Origin of the sequence: Desnuesiella massiliensis (assembly GCF_001403615.1) — a bacterium.
In the GTDB taxonomy this organism is placed as follows: Bacteria; Bacillota; Clostridia; order Clostridiales; family Clostridiaceae; genus Desnuesiella; species Desnuesiella massiliensis.
On the sequence record NZ_LN879452.1, the window covers coordinates 169,312 to 191,346 of the forward strand.

Genomic DNA, 22,035 nt, shown 5'->3' on the forward strand with positions numbered 1-22,035 from the left:
AGTTTATAAATAGGGATATAAAGTTTTATGGAGTAGAATTTGGTTTCTAACTGAAGAATTATTATAATAAATTTAAACAATCATAAAACTACATATATCACCTCATAAAGGTAACGATTAATACATACGGAATAATTTATAAAGAGTTTAACATAGAAGAAGTGGATTTTAGTGCATTTTTGGAATCGATAGTAGGTATAAATAGGAAAGTAATATAAATTCTATATAACTTTAATAAACTTACTCAAAGAAAGAATTGTTAAACTCAAGTGGCAAACCCGATGAATTTTAATATTATGAGGGGGTGAGTTCTATGGGTAATAAAGTCACAAAAGTACAGCAAATGTATGAAGGATATAAAATAGCTTTTAAGAATAATGAGGGCAAAGAATCTTGCTATAGGATTTTTTATGAATTGCTTAATTTTACTCAATCAGAATTTGAAAACTATAATAAAGTCGGAGGATACTATGCAGTATATATCGAAAACTACGTGTTAGAGGCTAAAAATATTTCTCACAAGGACAAGCTGATTTATATTATGATTAAGGCTTATATAAATAAGCATAAGGTAGCATTTCCATCAATCGAGCATTTAGAAGAGTGTACTGGTCAATCCCATACTACAATAATAGATAGTATAAATAATCTTGTAAGCCATGGATATATTAAGGCTGAACGAAGTAGAAGAAGAGAGAATGATAAGAGATTCAACCATAATAACTATTATTTTAATTTATATGATAGTAGTGTAACGTTTGTTCCCTTTTGTGTTGTCTTTTCTATAGCTTTGAATATTACAGAGAAGATGCTTTATATATTCTTGCTTCAAAAAGTTAAGAATGGATATATGGTAACTATTACAATAGAGGAAATAATGAAGTTTTTGAATAGAAAGGATAAAAAGACTTTAAAACGGCTATTGGATAGTTTAAAGGAAAGGGGATTAATATTTACTTATTATAAAACTACAAAAGGACCTGAATGTGAAAAGGCAGTTTGTTTACTATTGAGGCGAATCTGTCCACCGGAGTTACAAATAGAATATGAAGATTAGGGTGATAGTTATGATTAATTGGAAGATTGAGAAGGAAATAATTAAAAACATAGATTTAACAATGCTTTTAGATGAACTCGGAGTTGATTACAGGAATTCGGGTGAATATATAAGAACAGTTTGTGTATTCCATGAAAATGCCAGTAAATTTAATTTAGCATTAAATAGGAATAAAAAATCAATGATATGTTTTAGTCACCACTGTGAACAGCATGAATATAATCTTACTGATTTTGTTATGAAAGCTGGTAATATAAAAGAAAGAAAAGAAGCTATTGAATTTATGGCTAAACTTGCTGGGCTTGAGATTGATAATAAGGGGTGGAATGTAAAGCCTATCCAATATAATAGGAAGAAAGGCTTAATGTTTAAAGAGAGCACTATTGCTTATCGTAGAAATATAAGTAATATATTACCAGGAGGAAATAAATTATATCTTAAGGAGAGCGATATAAGAGAATATCATTCAAATTTAAAAGAAAAAAAGAGTGCCATTCGTTATTTAGAAGGTAGAGGCTTAAATGAAGATGACATGGAAGATTATTATTTAGGTTTTGACTGCGAGGAAGAACGAATAGTGTTTCCTATATATAATGAGAATGGAAAGCTGAAGGCAGTAAGCAAGAGAATTTTTTATAATACGGATGAAAATGAATTTAAACCAAAGTATAAATGTTTAGGTAATAAATCGGAATGCTTATATGGATATTATCATCTAATGCAAAAGGGATTAGATACAAACAACGTTATTCTTGTAGAAGGAACTTTTGATGCAATTATGTTGCAGAAGTATGGATATAGTGCTATGGCTCTAATGGGGTGTGTTATAAGTAACTATCAGTTAAAAATATTGAAAGAAATGAATCCAGATCATATAATTCTGTGCCTTGATAATGACAATATAATAGATGAGGATAATGCAGGAAAAGAAGGTACACTCAAATGCATTAATAATTTTTCAAGGGCTGGATTTGATTTAGAACAAATATCTGTAATTCAGCTAAAAGGAAATTACCAAGATCCTGATGAAGTACCTGCAACGGAATTTAGACAATTCTATGAAAGACGAATAAAAGGCATAGATTATTATTTGATGAACCAGGTTAGGTAGAAAATTCAGGTTACTAAAAATTTTAGAGAGTAAAATTTGAGTAAGGCTTTTAAATATTATAGAATAATAATATAAGATATGGTTCAGTCGACTAAACCTTTCTTAAGAAGTGCATTTCAAGAGTATTAATGGTTTATATTGCAGATCTGCTAACAAATTATTGAATTCCATTTAAATAAGATAATTAAATAAAAATAGTAAATTGGAACCTGGCCATATTTATAAAAGGCATAGGCTTGGTATTGAACTGCTTAAAAATGAATATGTAGTTTTATAAATAAAAGTGAAAAGGAGATGGTAATATGAGAACAATAAAAATTAATAATGAAAATACAATTGAAAAGGTTAAAAACTATCCTGTTGGAGAATATATATATGCTGATCAGGAAAATAAAGAGAAGATATTTGAAGTGTATTCAGGGGATATGGCTGCAGGAATGATAGACACTCTTTCGACTATGTATAAATTAGCAAAAGCAGAATTGAGAAATTATTTTACACTCGAAGAGGTATGGTGCATAGTGAGAGCTTTTCATTCGACAAGCTATGAACCAAGCGAATTCAAGCCAAAAGACATACTAATTATAGGAATAGAGAATTGTTTCATATATGAACCTCATGATGAACTTTCACAAGTAGGAATAAATACAGTTATTGAAAAAATAAAAACACTTTCACAGTTTCAATGCCATACACTTCTTATGATGTATTTTGAGTTCAGAAACAATAATTTTGGGTTTGAAATACCTTATAATGAAATTAAAAGGGTATTTATGATAGAGGAATAAGATTTTGAAAAAAGCAATATATTTTTCAGAGAATAATAATGGCTTTAACTATAGAGTAGTTGAAAAAAGTTTGGGCTTAACTGAAGTCCAAACTTTTTTATTGGTTGAGATATAAATTTGGTTGATATTTGATACTTGGAGATTGAGAAAGTTGGACATTATGGAAGCGTTTTTTAAACTTTTTAATATGAAATTTTATTAGGTAGCTGCAATACCAATACTTTAGCGCTATAATAAGGATAGACAAAATGGTTATTTTGTCTAACTAATTATGAAAAGAAAAAAGCGAAGTTAGCCTTCGCTTCTAATAGTTTTAGTTATTTCGTTCTTGTTTCCAGTTTTTAATAAATAACAATTTATCTTTGGACAAGTCTAATACCTTATGTTTGGTAATTAAATCTGCCGTATCTGTTTTGTATGAATGTATTTTATCAATAGCAATGAATATCTGTTTCTTATTATTACTATATAACTCGATTATATTTTCTAATGCAGAATTTTCAATGTTTTTTAAAAGTGGTAAGTCATGTGCGATAGCAGGTAAACAGGTTAGGTCTAAAATTGCTAAATCAAATGTAATGAGGTTTGCAAAAGCAGTACCGGTTCCAGTATCACCATAAGTGTTAAAGGTGTATTTATTTCCATGTATATTAAGAGTAGGATCACGTCTATTATCAGTATATATTAGTTGGTTTAATTCATGCATTTTTATATTTATTTGATTACATATTTCATCTAATAGGGTTACTTTTATATTTTCTAAAGATTCATTAGAGGTAGCTATAGAATTTTCAAGTGTTAATTTTTTGGTGTAGTAACCATTCTCGTCGGTAAATTGTTTTATTTGGGCTGATAATTCTATAACTTTGTCTATTGCATATTTAGGAGCATCTTTTATAAGTAACTTTTCACTTATTTCTTTATCTATAGCATTAATTTGATTGTTAAGCATATTAATTTTTGACTTTAGTTCTTTTTCGGTATTTTGAAGTTCAGATTTTAAGATTTTAGTAATAGATGAGTGGAAAGCATCAACTTTTTTTACTTGTTCAACATTAAAATTAGGGAAGTATGTAACTAATCTTGTTAATTCAGAATCAAGTGATATATTTTTTGTTTCAAGGTTAGTTAATGTGCGGGTAAGTCTGCTTTCATACATATTTTTTTCAGTGATTAAAATACTTTTTCTTTTTCTCAAATCAAGGACTTCTTTTGAAATAAGAGCTTCAATTTCTGCTGATTTAGTAATAATATTCTTTTTCATCACATCTAATTCTTCATTTAATTCAGAAATCTTCTTATTATTTTTATTAAATAATGTTTTGTTCATTCTGGGAATTAGATCCTTTTTTGCAGCATCATTAAGTAATTTTTTTTCTTCAATCAAGGACTCAATATGATCTTCAAGTTCCTTTATAGTCTTGTATTTATCAAATAACTTAAGCAATGAAACAATTGATTTTGCGGCAGATTCTTTTTCAAAATATTGTATTGGCTTTCTTTCGTTAAGGTTCTCTTTACCATATACTCTGAAATATCTACCGATGATTTCCCTAAAAGATATGTCTTCTATCTGAATTTGATATTTTATTTTTAGTAATTTTGTGAAATCAGATATTTTTATTTTATCTAGAACTTCAAATTTTTCATTACATACAGAAACATAGTTATATTCATTTGTAGAACGAATAAAAAATAATTCTTCTGCATTAAATACATAGGAAAATTTAAAAAGATGATGGTCTAGTGCTTGTATAGCATCGAAATTCCTTTTTATATAGTCATCGCCACCAAAAACAAAATCTATAATCATTAACATAGTTGATTTACCAATGGAGTTAGAAGCAATATCGTCACCAACAATAGTATTTAAACCATTATGAAAAATAATTTGCTTATTAGTGAATTTATCGCAAATTATCTGCTTTAACATATTTTAACACCTTCATTCTCTCATCAAATTCAATTCTTTCAAGAGCAAATAATACATCTAAAGTTAATATATATTGATTTACATCTTCAAAATTACATTTTACTTTTTGATATAAATTTTCCAAATTTTCATCTTCATGCACTAGGACATCAAGTATATATGTGAGTTTAGATAATATACTATCTTTGAATGGTATTAACTTGTTTGGCATTATCATGAAAACACCTCACAGTCCTGAATAAAATATGCTATAACTATTTCGCAAGCTCTTTTGGAATAGTTATCAGTTTTTATACAAAGCCAATCAACTAATGTATTATAAATATATTCTTGGCTTTGATTTATCTGCATACATTTAAAATAAAATCCTTTAATTTGTGATGCCAATGTTTCAAACTTATATGGATTAGTCTTATTAATTTCAATAAAAAGTTTTTTTATAAAATCGAAGTAATCAACAACATCTCTTTTAATTGTTCTCTTAATGATAAATGGTAGAGTAGAGTTTGTTTTTTCATCTATTTTCAGAGATTCATAATTTAATGATATTAGCTCATCTTCAAAATTAGGGTTGTTTAGGTTTTCTAAAATTGTTTTTATTTCCGACTCTATGTTAAACAATTGATATGTATTTTTTATTTCAGCATCTTGTATTAATCGCAGCTTTAGCCTATACCACTTTTGATATTCTTCAACTGTTCTAGGTGTATCAAATATTTTGTGGCATTTTTTACAAACAGCAATAACATTTTTTAAGTCATTTACATCGGAACTTAAGAGTAATTCATCTTCCAGTATTTTAACTTCTTCTGGCCTTGGATTTGCAGGGTAAATATGAGCAATATCAAAAGTTCTATATATAGAACCCTTTTTTTTATGCGATAACGTATCACCACATATTGGACAGTGTCCATCCACTTCATTAAAAAGTAACATTTTTTCATTGTCAGAAAAGTCGCGTCTATTATCTTGCATAATTACCACCTACTAACAAGTAATGTATTACTACCATATTCTACAAGAGAATACAAATTCCTTTATAAAATTGCAGAAATATTAAAAAATATATTTCTCATAAGCGTAATGACATTTATTTTATATCTTGTAATTTATAAGAACTGAAGAAGTCATATATTAATTATATATAAGCTTTTTCAGTTTTTTTCTGAAATAAAAAATATTGTAGAGCTGCAATTTAAGGAATTATTCGGTATAATTATCTTGGACAGAATGTTTGTTCTGTCCAAGCTTAAGAATGGAGGTTGTAGATTGGCAGAAAAAATAAAGTTTTTAACGCAGCAGGAGCTATCAAAAATATTTAAAGCAATTGAAAGGAGTGAGGGCAAGCATAAGACAAGGGATATGGCGATATTTAGAATTGCTTATAGGTGTGCCTTGAGGGCAACAGAGATAGGCTTAATATTACTGGAGGATTATAATAAAGTTAAAGGAGAGCTTTATTGCAGGCGACTGAAAGGTAGTCAAAATAATACTATACGCCTGGATCAAAAAACTATGAAGGTGTTAAATAAGTATATTAGGGATTACGAAAAAAAAGATCGTAGTGACGTTTTATTTTTAAGTCAAGAAGGTAATGCAATCTCACGTAAAACATTGGATTTTTTAATGAAAAAGTATTGTAATGAGGCAAAGATTATAGATGTGTCAAAACACCATTTTCATGCGATAAAGCATACATCAGCTGTGCATTTAGCGGAATCAGGGTTAGATATAAAAGATGTACAGTGGTGGCTGGGTCATAAAAATGTTAATAATACCCTTATATATTTTCAATATACTACAGCTCAACAGAATGAGATGTATAATAAGCTAGAAAGGAGAAACTCATTGGTATAATAGGAGTTTATTAAAAATGAATATAGAAAATTTGCTTAACACAGATAAGAGGCATACTCTTATAACACAGAAAAGCACTCTGCCGATGGTAGACCTTATTGTTGTTATAGGAATATGCTTTTTTTATTTTTTGCGAGGGAGGAAATCTATATGCCAAGAGCAAAAGCAGAATGGACACAAGATACAGTTAGAAGATTTATGAGAGAAGGCAGGGGAAAGGGTGACGGTAAGGAGTATAAACCATGGTTTACAACACATGATTTTCCGTCAAAGGGTAGAGCTACTAGAGTGCTTGGATGGAAGACTAAAAGAATTCATCATTTTTTTTCAGACCTGCAATTAAAATACTTCTACCTATTGGAATGGGATCAAAGTGTAATTGATATAAAAGAACATTTTCCAATATTAGATTTAGATGCTGTTGATTTTTATAAAGACGACTTGAGACTGGATAAGTTTCGAGATAAGAACAGTAATGAAAGCTATATTTTATGCACAACATTTTTAATTACAAAGTTGGATGGAAACGGAAATAGTAAAGTGGTAGCGAGGGCAGTGAAAAATGCATCGGATTTAAACAAAACTATTACTTTGGATAAGTTAGAAATAGAACGGAGGTATTGGAAAAGTAAAGGTATAGAGTGGGGAATTATAACAAATAAAAATATAAACTCAATAAGAGCAAAGAATATTGAATGGATACATTCGACGCTGAACTATGAAGAAGAGAATGATGCTAATATCGTTGAATTAGAAGATTTAACAGATGCTTTTTTATATAGGGTTTCCGAAAGTGGTGAGCCTATTAGAAAAGTAATCTTAAGTTTTGAGCAAGACTACGGCTTTGATTCCGGGAAAGGGATGCTTTTATTCAAGTACCTAATAGCTAAAAGGAAAATTATTATTGATATGGATAAACCAATTAATTTAAATGACGGATGCCACATTTTATCAATTGCTAAATAAAACTTTGGAAGGTGAGAATAGATGGATATTTCAATTAATGCACTTATCAGATGGAATAAAGATAAAGAGCATTTGAAGATAGAAAGAGTTTTATGGTTAAGAAACGAATGGGCATATGTTATTGATATTGATAGTAATTGTATGCCTTTTTTAAGAAATGTTATAGACATAGAAACAGATATTGTGGATGGAGATGCAGAAATCATCAATGAAGATCCGTATATGGTAATTAGTAATGAAGATGACATACAAGAAAAGTATAAAGAGATAAGAGATAAGTGCTGGCAAGTAATAAAAGATTTAGTGGAAGATAAACCTAGAATATTTGAATCTGCATATAGAAGGAAGCTAATAAAGGAAGCAGCTGAAAAACATGGAGTAAGCGAGAATTCAATTGTGGGTTATCTAAAAAGATACTGGAAGAGGGGACAAACTCCTAATGGATTATTGCCGGACTATTCGCTTTGTGGGGGTAAAGGTAAGCAAAAATCCTCAAGTAATATTAAAAGGGGGAGGCCGAGAAAGTATGTTGATGTTATGGGTGGAGGTATAAATGTTACAGAAGACATAAAAAGAATATTTAGGATAGCAGTCAATAGGTTTTACTATACAAGTGCCAAAAACTCGCTCGTTTTGACGTATGAACTTATGAGAAAAGAGTATTTTGCGCAGAATTATAAAAATGAAAATGGAGTTAAGATACCAATAATTGAGGGACAAGCTGCTGTACCTTCTTTTGGGCAATTCAGGTATTGGTTTAACAGGGATAGGGATATAAAAAAGGAGATTACTAGCAGATATAGTAATAAAAAATTTCAGAAAGAGTATAGAGCTATAACAGGGAGCGCAATGGATGGGGTAATGCAGCCTGGTACTTACGAAATAGATTGTCAGATTGCAGATTGTTATATTGTTTCACGGTTTAATAGGAATTGGATTATTGGCAGACCAGCTATTTATGCACTAATTGATAGATTTAGTAGGTTGATTTGTGGGGTTTACGTAGGACTTGAAAGTGGGTCCTATATAGGGGCTATGATGGCCCTACTAAATGCAACAATAGATAAGGTTGGATTTTGCAAACAATATGGTATAGAAATTACAGAAGAAGAATGGCCTGTTCACCATTTGCCAGATGCTATTGTTGCAGACAGAGGAGAATTAGAAGGGAATAATATAGAAAACCTTATAAATATGCTAAATGTAAAAGTACATAACACTCCGAGTTATAGAGCAGACCTGAAAGCAGCCATTGAAAGGTTTTTTGGTTTAACAAATGAGAGAACCAAACCATATATGCCTGGAGTAGTTAACTTGGATGGGCGAGAGCGAGGTGATAAAGATTACCGTATTTCGGCAAAACTGGATTTATATCAATTTACTCAAATTATTATAAAGTCTATATTATACCATAATAACTATTACTATCTTGATAACTATAAACGTGAACAAGCAATGATAGAGGATGATGTACCGTGCATTCCTATACATTTATTTAAATGGGGCATTGCCAATAGGGGAGGTGCATTACGTAGTGTTACGGAGGATGTAGTAAAACTTGCTTTGATGCCTGCTGACACTGCAGTTGTAACGCCTAAAGGCATAAAGTATAAAGATATGTATTATGCATCGGAGCAAATGCTAAAGGGACAAGATTTTATGAAAGCAAGAGCCTATGGAACATGGCGGGTAAAGATTAGTTATGATCCGAGAAATATGGAATATATATATGTGCACAAAGATAATCCCAATAGTTACGAAAAATGCTTTTTATTAGATTCTGACAGCAGATATAAGAATAGAACACTTGAGGAAATAGAATATCTTTTGGAAATAGAGAAAATAGTACAAAGGAAAAATAAAGATAGCGTAATACAAGCAAAGGTCCAATTGATTACTGAAATAGAGGATATAGTAGGAAAGGCAGAAGAGGATTTGAAGAAAGAAGTGGAAACAGTAGAAAGTGATACGCAAAGAGTTAAGAATATAAGGATAAACAGACAGATAGAGAAAACTGCTAATAGGGTAAAAGAAGCATTCGAATTGGGAACAAATAAGGATATAAAAGAGGAGACTTTAGAAGAAAGAATAGATAATGAAACAGAGTATGATAATTTTGATATTTTACTACAGAAGCAGAAGGAGGTGCTAAAGCAATAGTATGGATAAAATATTAATTCCAAATGGATGTGAGGCAGAAGTTGCAGATTATAAAGAACAAATAGTAGCTGACTATAAAAATAACCCTTTAATAGAAGCGCTACCTCCAATATATGAGGTTCAGAAAGTTGTTGAAAACCTTGCAGTTTATCCAGTATATAGCAATGAAGAGAGAAAACTTGATAATCATTATAGAATTCATCTGATACAAAGACTATTTCAAGTTTTTCAACCATTACCTTTTCACATAGATTTAGAGAGTAAAGTATCCCGTGCGTTAAGACAAGGTTATATAATAAGAAACCCATTTAGAGCTGAATTAGCAAAGGGCTTTAATAAAGAGTTTGATTTAACAAACAACTTAAGATTTGAAAGCAATAATCTAGTGAAACAAACAGCTAGTGGTTTTACACTAATTGGTATCTCTGGCTCGGGAAAAACAAGTTCTCTTGAGAGAATATTATCTATGTATCCTCAAGTAATATCTCATTCATCATATAAAGGTATTGCATTTTCAATGTATCAACTTGTATGGATAAAATTAAACTGTCCTTTCGATGGGAGTGTTAAAGGAATTTGTATAGAATTTTTTTCCGAAGTAGATAGGTTACTTGGTACTAACTATCATAAGAAAGTTATTAGTTCAAGACCATCTACAAATGTAATGATGTCTATGATTACGCAGATAGTAAGAAATTCTAGCATAGGATGTATTATTATTGATGAGATACAACACTTAAGCCTTGGTAAATCTGGGGGAACCGAAAAAATGTTAAACTTTTTCGTTACTCTTGTTAATCAAGTGGGAGTACCAATAATTATGGTAGGTACTCCGAATGGAATGGCTGCTCTGCAGAGCCAATTTCGTATTAGTCGCAGGGGTGCAGGTCAAGGAGATTTGGTAATTGACAAAATACCAAATGACAAAACCTGGGATTTGCTTATTAATTCTATTTGGCAATATCAGTGGACAAGAAAAGAAACATCACTTACGAAGGAATTAAGTGATGCTTTTTACGATGAGAGCCAAGGAATAATAGATATATTAAAAAAGCTATATGCAATGGTTCAAATAAAGGCTATAACATCAGGCAGGGAAGAAATAACTATCAATTTAATTAAACTGGTAGCCAATGAAAGTTTAAAACTTGTGCAGCCAATGCTGCAAGCGCTAAAGACTGGGGACATTAGGAAGATAGCCAAGTACGATGATATATGTTTATCAAATATTACTATTGGTGATTATATGAGCAAAGCAAGACATTCAATAGACTTAAACTTGAAGGAAAAAGCTATTAAAAGTCAGGTTCAAGATGAGAAAGATAATAACCTTGAATCTAAAAGAGAGAAAGCTGTAGTAAAGCTTATTGAATTAGGTATAAGTGCAAAAAAGGCTCAAAAGGCTGTTGATAATGTTGATAATAAAGAGGCCTATGTGGATGTAAATACAATAGTAATAAAAGCTATTTCTTCACTAAATGATACAGCGAAAGAAAAGAAAAAAGAAAATAAAGTAAACCTTGATACAGATGATATAAGATATATAGTTCAGCTAGGAGAAGATGCTGGTATTAGTGCCTATGATGCTCTAAAGGAAAAAAAGTATATTGTAATGTTTGAGGATGATATTTTTAATGAGGGGTGATGTATATGAATTTCTTCCCAGTTCCATACCCTGATGAAGTCTTAAGCAGTGTATTAGCAAGATATTCCATTAGAAGTGGAAACATAAAAATCATTCATAATATGGAGGATTTATTTGGAACAAGAAATGCTATAGCAGTAATGGAATTTCCTACAAAACTAAATAAACTTGTTGAAAATATGCCTGTTGGTACAAAATACACTTCAGAATATTTTATATATAATCATACTTTATTTCCATATTACTCGGCATTTATTACGAAGAAAAGAGGAGAGCAGATTATTTCTTCTATGAAAACAGGAGAAGGTGATGTATACATTAGAGCAGGAGTAATAACTTCACAAATTTCATTGAGCCAATATTATAGATTTTGCCCTGAATGTATTAAAGAAGACTTCAATCTTTATGGGGAATTATATTGGCATAGAGTTCATCAAGCTGCTGGGGTGTTTGTATGTCCCAGGCATAAAGTGCCTACTTATAATAGTAGGATTTTAGTAAGAGGGTATAACAGACAGAAATTTCAACTGCCTAAAGCTGAAAATTGTATAGTAGGTACAGAAACTAAATATTCAGATGAAATGATGAGCAAACTATTACTTTTGGCACAAGATGTTGAAGTATTACTAAATAATTATTTTAATTTCTATCCTCCAAGGCATTTTAAGAATAAGTACAGAGACAAACTTATAGAAAAAGGATATGCAAAGTTAAACAATATGATCCATCAGAAAAAACTTTCAAAGGATTTATTAGAATATTATGGAGAAGAATTCCTTAAGGCTATGCAATATAAGTTTAATATTAATGGTGAATGCAAATGGTTGGCTGATATGGTTAGAGATAATGAAAAACCAAGTCATGTTTTGAGGCATCTTATATTGGCAAGATTTTTAGAAATACCAGTGTATGAACTATTTAATAATGAATTATCACTTAAGTATAATGAAGAAACAAGAAGTACCAATAAAGATGTGCTTGCTATTAATAGTAAGGATTTATATCTCAAGGTTTGGGAGGATAGATTAAGAGAATTAATTGAGGAAAAATTGAGCTTAAGACAAATTGCAAAAGAATTAAACTCTACCCCTAAAACCATAAAGAAGCACATTGAAAGGTTGGGCATCGATCCATTTTGGAAATATAATGGTGGAAAAAGATATGGTAACAAAAACTACAGAGATACGGAAGAATTTAAGATAAAGAGAGAGGAATGCAGAAGTAAATGGCTCAAGCTGATTGCAGACAATCCAGATAAGAGCAGAAATGAACTAAAACTGATGAGTGTTACATTAGGAACATGGCTTTTAAGGCATGATAAGGAATGGATGATTAATAATTCTCCGGATATAAAATCGAGCCACAAACCAGTTGATTGGGATAAAAGAGATATGGAATTGCTGCCTCAAGTAATAAATATTGTAGATGAGATATTAAAAGGAGAAAAAGAGAGAATTTGCTGGACAACCATTGGTAGCAAGTTGGGCATTAGTGGATGGCTTTCAAAAAAGAAAGATAAACTACCACTAACTAAAGCATACATTAATTCGGTAGAGGAAAGTATTGAAAAATTTCAAATTAGAAAAATAAAGAGGGCTATTGATAAGATAGAAGTACAGGAAGAGATAACATATTGGAGACTATTAGAGGCAGCAGGTGTTAAAGAAAGATATATTGGTGCTATAAAGAAAGACGTAGAAAAAATATTTCATGAAAGAGGATTAAGCACAGATATGATGCATCGTTATAAAGATACTAGTAATTTTATTAGAGAATAGTTTTTATTATGATACCTAGTTTATAATTATAAGATTATATGAGTTATTAGGGGATAGGCTGCTATAAAAGCGACTTATCTTTATTTTAGACAGATTATTGAGAGAAGACCTGCATTTTAACGATTTATATACGTAAGGTAATACCATTAGAATAAGATTAGTGGCTTCTGTCTTTTTATAAATTTAGGGATAAAACAACTTAAGTAAATATGACAACGGTAATAAATTAAGATAAAATATATTGACAACGGCTATATAATGGTTTATAGTAGAATTAAGAATATGACACGGAGGGGAATTTATATGATATTAAATTCAACAAACACAGTTTTTACACAAGAAGGTGCAGAAAGTGAAAGTGACTTATTAGCAAGTCATCAGGTGCTAATTTACAAGTCTAACAGTAAAATCAGCTCAATGTCCTATGCTGGACCAGCTAAAGAAAAAATAGTTAAATCCTCAAGTATACCAGAAGAATTCACAAACATTTTGAAAAATATAAAGGGGTACGTCAGTTTAGGTACTACTAAAGTTTACGATAGTAATGTTGATAGTTGTGTAGATTACAGGAATGCTCATATATATTCTAGTGAGGCTACCACTTTAGATGGGGTTGAAAGGATATGCTATGTTGCAGGTATAAAGAATAAAAATGTAATCCAAATATCGGAATACAATTCTAATAAAGGAGCAGCATATAGTAGTCTTTATCCAATTCTTAAGGAAAAGATGATTAAAGAAGGGTTTGTACAAAATCTTCCTTACGATAATTTTAATATTACTATTGAAGATGCGTCAAAATTAGTTGATATAATTAATGAAGTAATTGAAGAAAGATCAATGGGTAAATATGAACTTATAAAAGATGTGAAAGTAGATACAATAACATTTGGTAAAAAAGAGGAGCAGAAAAAAAAGTTCTTTCATGTTGCATATTATCGTGAAAAAAATATGGTTCAAGATTCAAGTAATTTGAATACTGTGCAGGATATATTATCTACTCTAAATAACATTGTAAGGAGAATAGATATTATAGATAATTTCGAGGATATTGAAGCCGTAATAAAGAAACTTGACTCAATAAATAAAATGGCTAATGCGAAAAAAGTTATACTGGAAATTAAAGAAGAGATATAAAAATATTTTTAACAAATTGGTAAAGAGGCTGTTAGCGATTTTAGCTAATAGCCTCTTTAAGCTTAATAGTTCTAGGTTAAGCTATCTAAACACATGAATAATAAGAGGTTATATAGAGATACCTTATTGGGGATAGCTTTTTAAATTATATTGTTTTTTCCGTGGAATATAGTTTTGATATAATATAAGTATTAGTAGTAACTGCTATGGATAAAGATAAATTATTTGGATTATAGGTAATAATTATAAGGACGAATGAGGGGGACTAATATGTCTATTGATTGGAATTCTTTAAGGGTATGGGATGGCTCACAGCAAACTGCATTTGAAGAACTTTGCTGTCAACTGGCAAGATATGAGAATGTGGCGGAAGGAGCAGAGTTTGTTAGAAAAGGAACACCTGATGCTGGTGTGGAGTGTTATTGGAAACTACGTAGTGGGGAAGAATGGGGATGGCAAGCAAAGTTCTTTACTAAAACTCCTGAAAAGTCACAGTGGAGTGAGCTTGATGATTCAGTTAAAACTGTTTTAAACAAGCATCCGCATATAACAAAATATATTATCTGTATACCATTAGATAGAGCAGATCCACGGATTGAAAAGCAAAAATGGTTTATGGATAAGTGGAATGATAGAGTTGGGACATGGACTGAAATAGCAAGTGCAAAGGGTATGGAAGTAAAATTTGAATACTGGGGTACATTTGAAATATTTGAAAGACTAACAAGAGATGAACATAAGGGCAGACTTCAATTTTGGTTTAATAAGGATTTATATGATATTGATTGGTTTAAAACAAGGCTTGATACTACAATTGCAAATGTAGGAGCGAGATACACTCCTAAACTCAATGTTAATACTCCAATATGCAAGACTTTTGAATCGCTGTGTTGCTCAATGCTATTTATAGGTGGTATTGAAAAGCTATGTGGAAATATAATAAAAGCATTTAATAAAATCAGTGAAGCAAAAATTAAAAGGGTGTCTGAACAAAAGTATAATGAATTAAGTATAAAAATAAATCAAGTTAAACAGCTTAAAGATTATATAAGATTAGTACTAGATAAACCTATTGATTGGCAAGCAATAGTTACTATGATGGAGGATTTCACCAAGGATATAGATGAGTTAAATCATCAAATATATCTGCAAAAAAGCCAATCTGAACAACAAACTAATAATTATGGAGCTTATGATTATAGCTCGGAAACCCACTATTTACAGAAGTTAAGGAAATCCATATATGAAATAATTGAATATATGGAGGAGTGTAGCATAAACCTTACAAATGCAAGATCACTTTTGGTGTTAGGAGATGCTGGGTGCGGTAAGACGCATTTATTTTCTGACATAGCTAGGAGGAGAAATGACAGCGGGTATCCAACAATACTATTATTAGGTGGGTATTTTTATAATAAAGAACCATGGTCGCAAATATTAAGGTTACTTGATGTTAAATGTAATGCAGAGGAGTTTTTATCAATTCTTAATACTATTGGTGAAACGAAGAAATGTAAGGTATTAATAATGATTGATGCATTAAATGAAGGTGAAGGAAAACGGTTTTGGAAGAACCATATAGCGGGGGTAATTGAAAGGGTCAAAAAGCATAAATGGTTAAGTATCGCTATTAGCGTAAGAAGTACATATGAGACATCAGTAATACCAGAGTATTTGGATGAGGACAAACTTATAAAGGTTACACATTATGGATTTGCCTCAATAGAATACGATGCAGCCAATGAATTTTTTGATTATTACGGAATAAGGAGACCTTCTGTACCCCTATTAGTGCCTGAATTTAGAAACCCATTATTTCTAAAGTTATTTTGCCAGAGTATAAAGAATAATGGTATGGATATAGTACCTCCAGGAATTGAAGGACTTAATAATATTTTTAACTTTTATATTGAATCTGTTAATAAAAAAATATCAGGTGAAGAATTTCTTAACATAAACCCTAAACTTAATATAGTAAAGAAGGCAGTTTTTAAAATAGCCGAGGAAATGATTGCACAAGATAGCTACTATATAGGTATGGACATAATGACGAATCTACTTGAAGAAATATATAGAAGTAATGGATATGAGAATTCTTTATATAGACATTTAATTAGTGAGGGACTAATAAGTGAAGATAGAAGGCTGAATAGAAATGGTAAGTGGGAAGAGGTAGTAAGATTTTCTTTTGAAAGATTTTCTGACTTTATAATATCAGACTTTCTCATAAGCAAATGGAAGAAAGACAAAACTCAAGAGATTTATATAGAAGAATTATTAAATAAATATTTGAAAGATAGCAGAAGCTGTAGAAAATATAAGGGAATTATTGAAGCATTTTTTGTTCAATTTCCAGAAAATATTGGTAAAGAGTTGTTTGAACTTGTTCCAGAGTGTAAAGAATATGATTCAGTTAAAGATGCATTTCTTAACAGTTTTGTTTGGAGGGATCCTAAATTCATAAGTGATGCTACAGTTCGGTATATAAATGAATATATAATGCCTATGGAAGATACAAGAAGTCAGTTCCTGAATAATATTCTGCTTGTAAGTTCCCATAAGGATCACCCATTTAATGCAGAAAGGCTACATAAATTACTAATCAATATGAAGCTCCCGGATAGGGATGAATTTTGGAGCATTTATCTGCATTATCAGTATGGAGAGAAAACTTCCGTTGATAGAATTATTGACTGGGCATTATCTAATACTGATAAATCATATATTACCGATGACGTCATTGAACTTATCAGTATAACCTTAACTTGGTTTCTAACGTCTTCAAATAGATATTTAAGGGATAATGCAACAAAAGCTCTTGTAAATATACTTACAGAAAGGGTTAATGTTATGATAAGTCTTATAAAAAAATTCATTGATGTTGATGACCCTTATGTTACTGAAAGATTATTATGTGCTGCATACGGGTGTGCATTGAGAAGTAAGAATATATCTTATAATATAGAGATTGCAAGAACAGTATATAAATTAATTTTTAATAAGGAAGGTGAAATATATCCTAATGTTTTATTAAGAGACTATGCTAGAGGAATTATTGAGTTTGTTCTCACACAAGTAAAAATAGGGGATATAGATATATCAAAAATAATGCCGCCTTATAAAAGTAGTTTTAATCTTGATATACCTACCAAAGAGCAGATTAAGGAGCTTGTAGATAGCAAACATAAAGAATATAAGGACTGGTCCATGAACACATTATATACTTCAATAATAGGTCATGGTGATTTTGCAAGATATGTTATAGGTACAAATTCAAATCGTTCATGCTGGTCAGCAAATAGAATGGATGAGCCAGAACCGAAGACATCAAAAGAGATTTTGAATGAATTCGTGCTATCTTTGGATAAAGAGCAGAGAGTATTGTGGGAAGAATATTATTCGGTTAGGGAAGAAATAAACTTGTCTTCATTGAGAGAGTATCTATCAGATAAAGAAAATGAGGAAGAAACAGATGAAAATCTGTTAGAAGAACAGTGTGCTGAATTAGAGAATAGATTCCTTGAAAGTTTAGATTCTGATATGATAGCTATCTATAATGAATACATAGTTAAATATCTCAATGGTGAAATTGAAGATAGAAGAAAGAAATTTGATTTAGAGTTTATACAAAGATGGATATTTAATAGGGTTTTAGAGCTGGGATGGAGCATAGAACGATTTAGGTATTGTGATAGTAATATGGATAGGTATACATACCGTGGTCGTGAAGCTGATAAACCAGAGCGTATAGGCAAGAAGTATCAGTGGATTGCGTTATACGAAATCTTGGCGCGATTATCAGATAATTATAATTATATTGGTAGCTGGGATGATGAAATAGGTAAATACGAAGGCCCTTGGCAACTTTCATATATGAGAAATATTGATCCATCTATTACAATAAAGAATACTTATAGAAATTATGAGAAGAAATGCTGGTGGAATCCTGTAGAATATAATAATTGGGATGCATTTGGCCAGGATAAAAGTTGGATCAAGGAGGTATCTGACTTACCTGATGTAAAAAAACTTATAGATATAAAACATAATTCTGACAAATCAGAATGGCTGGCTTTAGAAAATTACTGTAAGTGGGAGGAGGATACCCCTGTAGAAAAGGATAGATATGAAGTTCCTACTAAAGAAGTATGGTATATGGTAAAGAGTTATATTATTAGGAAAAGAGATTTAGAAACATTTTACGCATGGAGTAAGACGCAAAATTTTATGGGAAGGTGGATGCCAGAATCTGGGGAATTAATTCATGTGCTTTTAGGAGAATTTTATTGGTCTCCTGCATATATGAATGGAGTAGGAGTAGACTCTGACTGGATTAAAGAGTGTGACCATGGGAATATGGAGCTGCCTTGTGAGGTGTTACTTCCCAATATAGACTATTTATGTAAAAAAGGAGTATATGACTGCTCTCTTGATGAATCAATATCAATTACATTACCTTCAAAGTCAATAGTTGATATGATGGGACTTGAGTGGGATGGGAAGGATTATAAGTTTTATAATAAAGAAGGCAAACTTGTAGCATTTGACCCATCTATTGACGAAGAGGGGCCAAGTTCTTTGCTTATAAACAAAGAAGAGTTTTTAAAATTTCTTGATGACAATGATTTAAGTATTGTATGGACTCTGTTAGGAGAAAAGAATATAATTAATTCATCGCATACAAATACTACAGGCTGGTTGGAGATAAGCGGTATTTATAAGATTGATGGCAACAATGTAGTAGGGCATAGAAATGAAGAATTGATGGAATCAAGAAATTCATAATTGAGATGAAAAATATTCATTCTACTTATACTTAAGCTGGTGAATGAGAAAAAAATTATTAAAACTTGCTTTATATATTACTACTTGTATGGCAAAAACGTATAATATATAATGTCTTTGGAGAGTTCCTACCAATTAAGTGGAAGATTTATTGAGCGAGGTGGCTATGGTTTATTAGTCGCCTTTTTCACTACCTTAAACAAACTCTAAAGAGAATAACGAATTATTATTGTTCCATATTTGATAGTATAGAGAATAAAAACCTTATTCCAAAAATTAACTCTATAATGATTAATATAATAAAAATGAAAGAGGAGGAATATTGAGATGCAAGTAAAAGAAGATTGGAAACAGGATATTAAATTGCTTTTAGAACAATCTCCAATATATATTAGATTGAGGGAATTAGCCCAAGATGATTTAGCAGTAAATGAACTACTTACTATATTGTTTAATGCAGTAGACTATGCATGCGATCGCACAAGATTGGTTATTCGACATATGGATGAATATACTTTACACGATGAAAAACACCTTTTTCGTGTATTACAACATATGGCAAGACTCATACCAGATTCAACATTGAAAAATCTGCAACCTTTAGAACTAGCCCTTTTAATTTTAAGTGCTTTTTATCACGATATAGGCATGGCGCCGTCAGAAAGACTAGTTATGATATATAAAGGTTTAATAGATAACAATGATTTAAAATGCGAAGAGATTCAAGAAAAACAAGAATTTGATCTTTTTTGCAAATCTAATCCCCAATTGGATGAGAAAATTAAAAAGTGCGATGGTGCATCTATGAATGGACAAGCTGAATTACTTAACAATTATAGAATTACCGAGTATATTAGAAGGTCTCATGCTAAAAAATCCAGAGAAATAATAAAGGAGATTATAGATAAAGAAGCTTGGAGTCATAACTTTATGTATAGGGACTTTAAGTTTGGACCAATGCTTGCTTCAATTTGTGAAAGTCATAATGTGAACATAACAGAACTGGTTAAACTTCCGTATATAGAAACTTCATGTCTTGTAGCCACTAATGAATATGTGAACTCGCTATTTATTTCTATTATATTAAGGATAGCAGATTTATTAGATTTTGATGCGAAAAGAACTCCAAAGGTGCTTTATGATCATTTAGGAATAAAAAGTCCAATAAGTATAAAGGAATGGCAAAAGCACAGATCAATTAATGCATGGATTATAGAGGAAAATAAGATTGCATTTTCTGCTAAATGCTCCCATCCAGCAATAGAAAAGTCTATTCGTGAGTTCTGCAAGTATATTGATTATGAGTTATTTACTTGCAAAAATGTTTTAGATAACATGCATGATCAGTATAGAAATAGTCTAACAGACACTTATCTAATGGCATTACCACTTAAAGTTGATACTAGTCAAGTTAAGGGGGATACAAATTTTGATGGAGAACCTATTTATAATTATAAGGATTTGACTTTTTCATTAAATCAAGAACAAGTTGTAAAACTTTTAATGGGAACAAGCCTTTATGGTGATGAATCAGTAGCTATAAGGGAATTAATACAAAATGCAGTTGATACGTGCTATGTAAGGAAACTTCACGAAGAGGTATGGGAAAGAGATTATAAACCCAAAATTGATATTAGAATTTATAGTGAAGGAGATAACAATTATTTAGAGATTGAAGATAATGGTATGGGAATGGATGAATACATTATCACCAACTACTTTTCAAGTGTTGGCAGTTCCTACTATAAATCAGAAGAGTTTTATAAAACTATTGCTCAATTAAAAAAGGATTATAAATCAATATCTAAATTTGGCATAGGTATATTGTCGGTATTTATGATTGCAGATTCAATTGATGTTGAAACTCGTAGGGTCATAGATAGATATGATTGTTCTGATCCGATTTCATTGTTAATAGAGGGATTAACAGGATTCTTTTGGTATAAAAAAGGACATAAAAAGGAGCCAGGAACAGTTATAAAATTAACACTTAAATCTGAATTAAAAAATGATCTTAATTTAGTCGAAAAATATATAAAAGATCTAATAAAGTATATAGATGTACCAATTTATGTTAATGGTAAAGATATACATAGCATAGATGAGATAGCAGTTGATTACAAAGGTAATACATATAAATATGATGCGATTCGTAATTATGAAATTGATATAGATGAACCCTGTGGACTTAAAGGAAAAGTAACAGTATATCTTTTACATGATAACGGTATTTTAACATCATCGAAAATTCTATCAAGATATAATGTTGAAGTAAAAGGGGAAGATTTTGATTTAGAAGTAAATTTAAAACTTTCTAGTAATCATATAAATAAGTATACAGACTCAATTGAGGTAGATGAGGAAGGAGTTAATGTTAATTCATCATATTCATATGTAGTTCAAACTGAAGGGAAAGTTTACATTAATGGTATACGTGTTAATGATAGTTTATTTGCTTTAGAAAGAGATTGGTGGAAGCAGGGCAGTAAAAATGATAGAAAAATGTCATGGCCATTTCCAATTAAATATGATATGAATGTTTACAACGAATGTGAGTTAAATTTGACAGCAGCAAGGGATAAAATTATATGTGATGATAAGTGGGAAAACTTTAAAATTATTTTTACTAAAATTGTTATAGATAACTTGATTAAGCAGCTTAATGAAAAGGATGAAATCAAATTGCTAAAGGAAATTATAGAAACAAACTCTTCAATAAATCAAGAGTTTATTGAGATATTCCAACAAGTTGTAGCTAATTATTTATAAACATTTATCTCTATTATTACACATAAAAAATGTACTTTAAAATAAATAT

The 22,035-nt window shown here is 30.5% G+C and carries 14 protein-coding genes; 11 read left to right on the forward strand and 3 right to left on the reverse strand.

Features of this window, described 5'->3' with window-relative positions:
* Positions 1–313 precede the first annotated feature (313 nt).
* From BN2665_RS02465 to BN2665_RS02475, 3 genes are all read left to right on the forward strand, one after another.
* A complete protein-coding gene (locus tag BN2665_RS02465) occupies positions 314–1,057 on the forward strand; it encodes a helix-turn-helix domain-containing protein (RefSeq protein ID WP_055665529.1) in 744 nt (247 codons plus the stop codon).
* A 10-nt stretch (positions 1,058–1,067) separates the two neighbouring features.
* Complete coding sequence (locus BN2665_RS02470; protein WP_195892646.1) at positions 1,068–2,168, forward strand: toprim domain-containing protein; 1,101 nt, start codon at positions 1,068–1,070, stop codon at positions 2,166–2,168.
* Positions 2,169–2,470: 302 nt separating this feature from the next.
* A complete protein-coding gene (locus tag BN2665_RS02475; RefSeq protein WP_055665531.1) occupies positions 2,471–2,956 on the forward strand; it encodes a hypothetical protein in 486 nt (161 codons plus the stop codon).
* Between the two features lie 313 nt (positions 2,957–3,269).
* Here BN2665_RS02475 and BN2665_RS02480 read toward each other — a convergent pair whose 3' ends face one another.
* Genes BN2665_RS02480 through BN2665_RS02490 form a run of 3 tightly spaced genes read right to left on the reverse strand, consistent with a single transcriptional unit; the run spans position 3,270 to position 5,864 of the window.
* Positions 3,270–4,889, reverse strand: coding sequence for a DUF2326 domain-containing protein (locus BN2665_RS02480; RefSeq protein WP_055665532.1), 1,620 nt, complete (start codon positions 4,887–4,889; stop codon positions 3,270–3,272).
* Positions 4,864–5,106, reverse strand: a complete 243-nt coding sequence (locus BN2665_RS02485) for an ABC-three component system middle component 7 (RefSeq protein WP_055665533.1) — start codon at positions 5,104–5,106, stop codon at positions 4,864–4,866. Before BN2665_RS02485 ends, BN2665_RS02480 begins: the two co-directional genes overlap by 26 nt.
* A complete protein-coding gene (locus tag BN2665_RS02490; protein ID WP_055665534.1) occupies positions 5,103–5,864 on the reverse strand; it encodes an ABC-three component system protein in 762 nt (253 codons plus the stop codon). The genes BN2665_RS02485 and BN2665_RS02490 overlap by 4 nt, the downstream gene beginning before the upstream one ends.
* 294 nt (positions 5,865–6,158) lie before the next feature.
* On the opposite strand from BN2665_RS02490, the gene BN2665_RS02495 reads away from it, so the two are divergent.
* The 8 genes from BN2665_RS02495 (at position 6,159) to BN2665_RS02530 (ending at position 21,986) form a co-directional block, all read left to right on the forward strand.
* A complete protein-coding gene (locus tag BN2665_RS02495; protein WP_242865886.1) occupies positions 6,159–6,746 on the forward strand; it encodes a tyrosine-type recombinase/integrase in 588 nt (195 codons plus the stop codon).
* Between the two features lie 150 nt (positions 6,747–6,896).
* Entirely contained in the window at positions 6,897–7,712 is an 816-nt protein-coding gene (locus BN2665_RS02500) for a heteromeric transposase endonuclease subunit TnsA (protein WP_055665536.1), read from the forward strand.
* A gap of 21 nt (positions 7,713–7,733) precedes the next feature.
* Entirely contained in the window at positions 7,734–9,872 is a 2,139-nt protein-coding gene (locus BN2665_RS02505; RefSeq protein ID WP_055665537.1) for a Mu transposase C-terminal domain-containing protein, read from the forward strand.
* Position 9,873: 1 nt separating this feature from the next.
* The gene (locus BN2665_RS02510) at positions 9,874–11,517 is read left to right on the forward strand and encodes an ATP-binding protein (RefSeq protein WP_055665538.1); all 1,644 of its coding nucleotides are present in this window, start codon (positions 9,874–9,876) and stop codon (positions 11,515–11,517) included.
* 5 nt (positions 11,518–11,522) lie between these two features.
* A complete protein-coding gene (locus tag BN2665_RS02515; RefSeq protein ID WP_055665539.1) occupies positions 11,523–13,295 on the forward strand; it encodes a TnsD family Tn7-like transposition protein in 1,773 nt (590 codons plus the stop codon).
* Positions 13,296–13,598: 303 nt separating this feature from the next.
* Entirely contained in the window at positions 13,599–14,432 is an 834-nt protein-coding gene (locus BN2665_RS02520) for a hypothetical protein (RefSeq protein WP_055665540.1), read from the forward strand.
* 270 nt (positions 14,433–14,702) lie between these two features.
* A complete protein-coding gene (avs2, locus tag BN2665_RS02525) occupies positions 14,703–19,217 on the forward strand; it encodes an AVAST type 2 anti-phage system protein Avs2 (RefSeq protein WP_055665541.1) in 4,515 nt (1,504 codons plus the stop codon).
* A gap of 327 nt (positions 19,218–19,544) precedes the next feature.
* Positions 19,545–21,986: an HD domain-containing protein gene (locus tag BN2665_RS02530; protein WP_055665542.1), complete on the forward strand. Its 2,442-nt coding sequence runs from the start codon at positions 19,545–19,547 to the stop codon at positions 21,984–21,986.
* Positions 21,987–22,035: the final 49 nt, after the last annotated feature.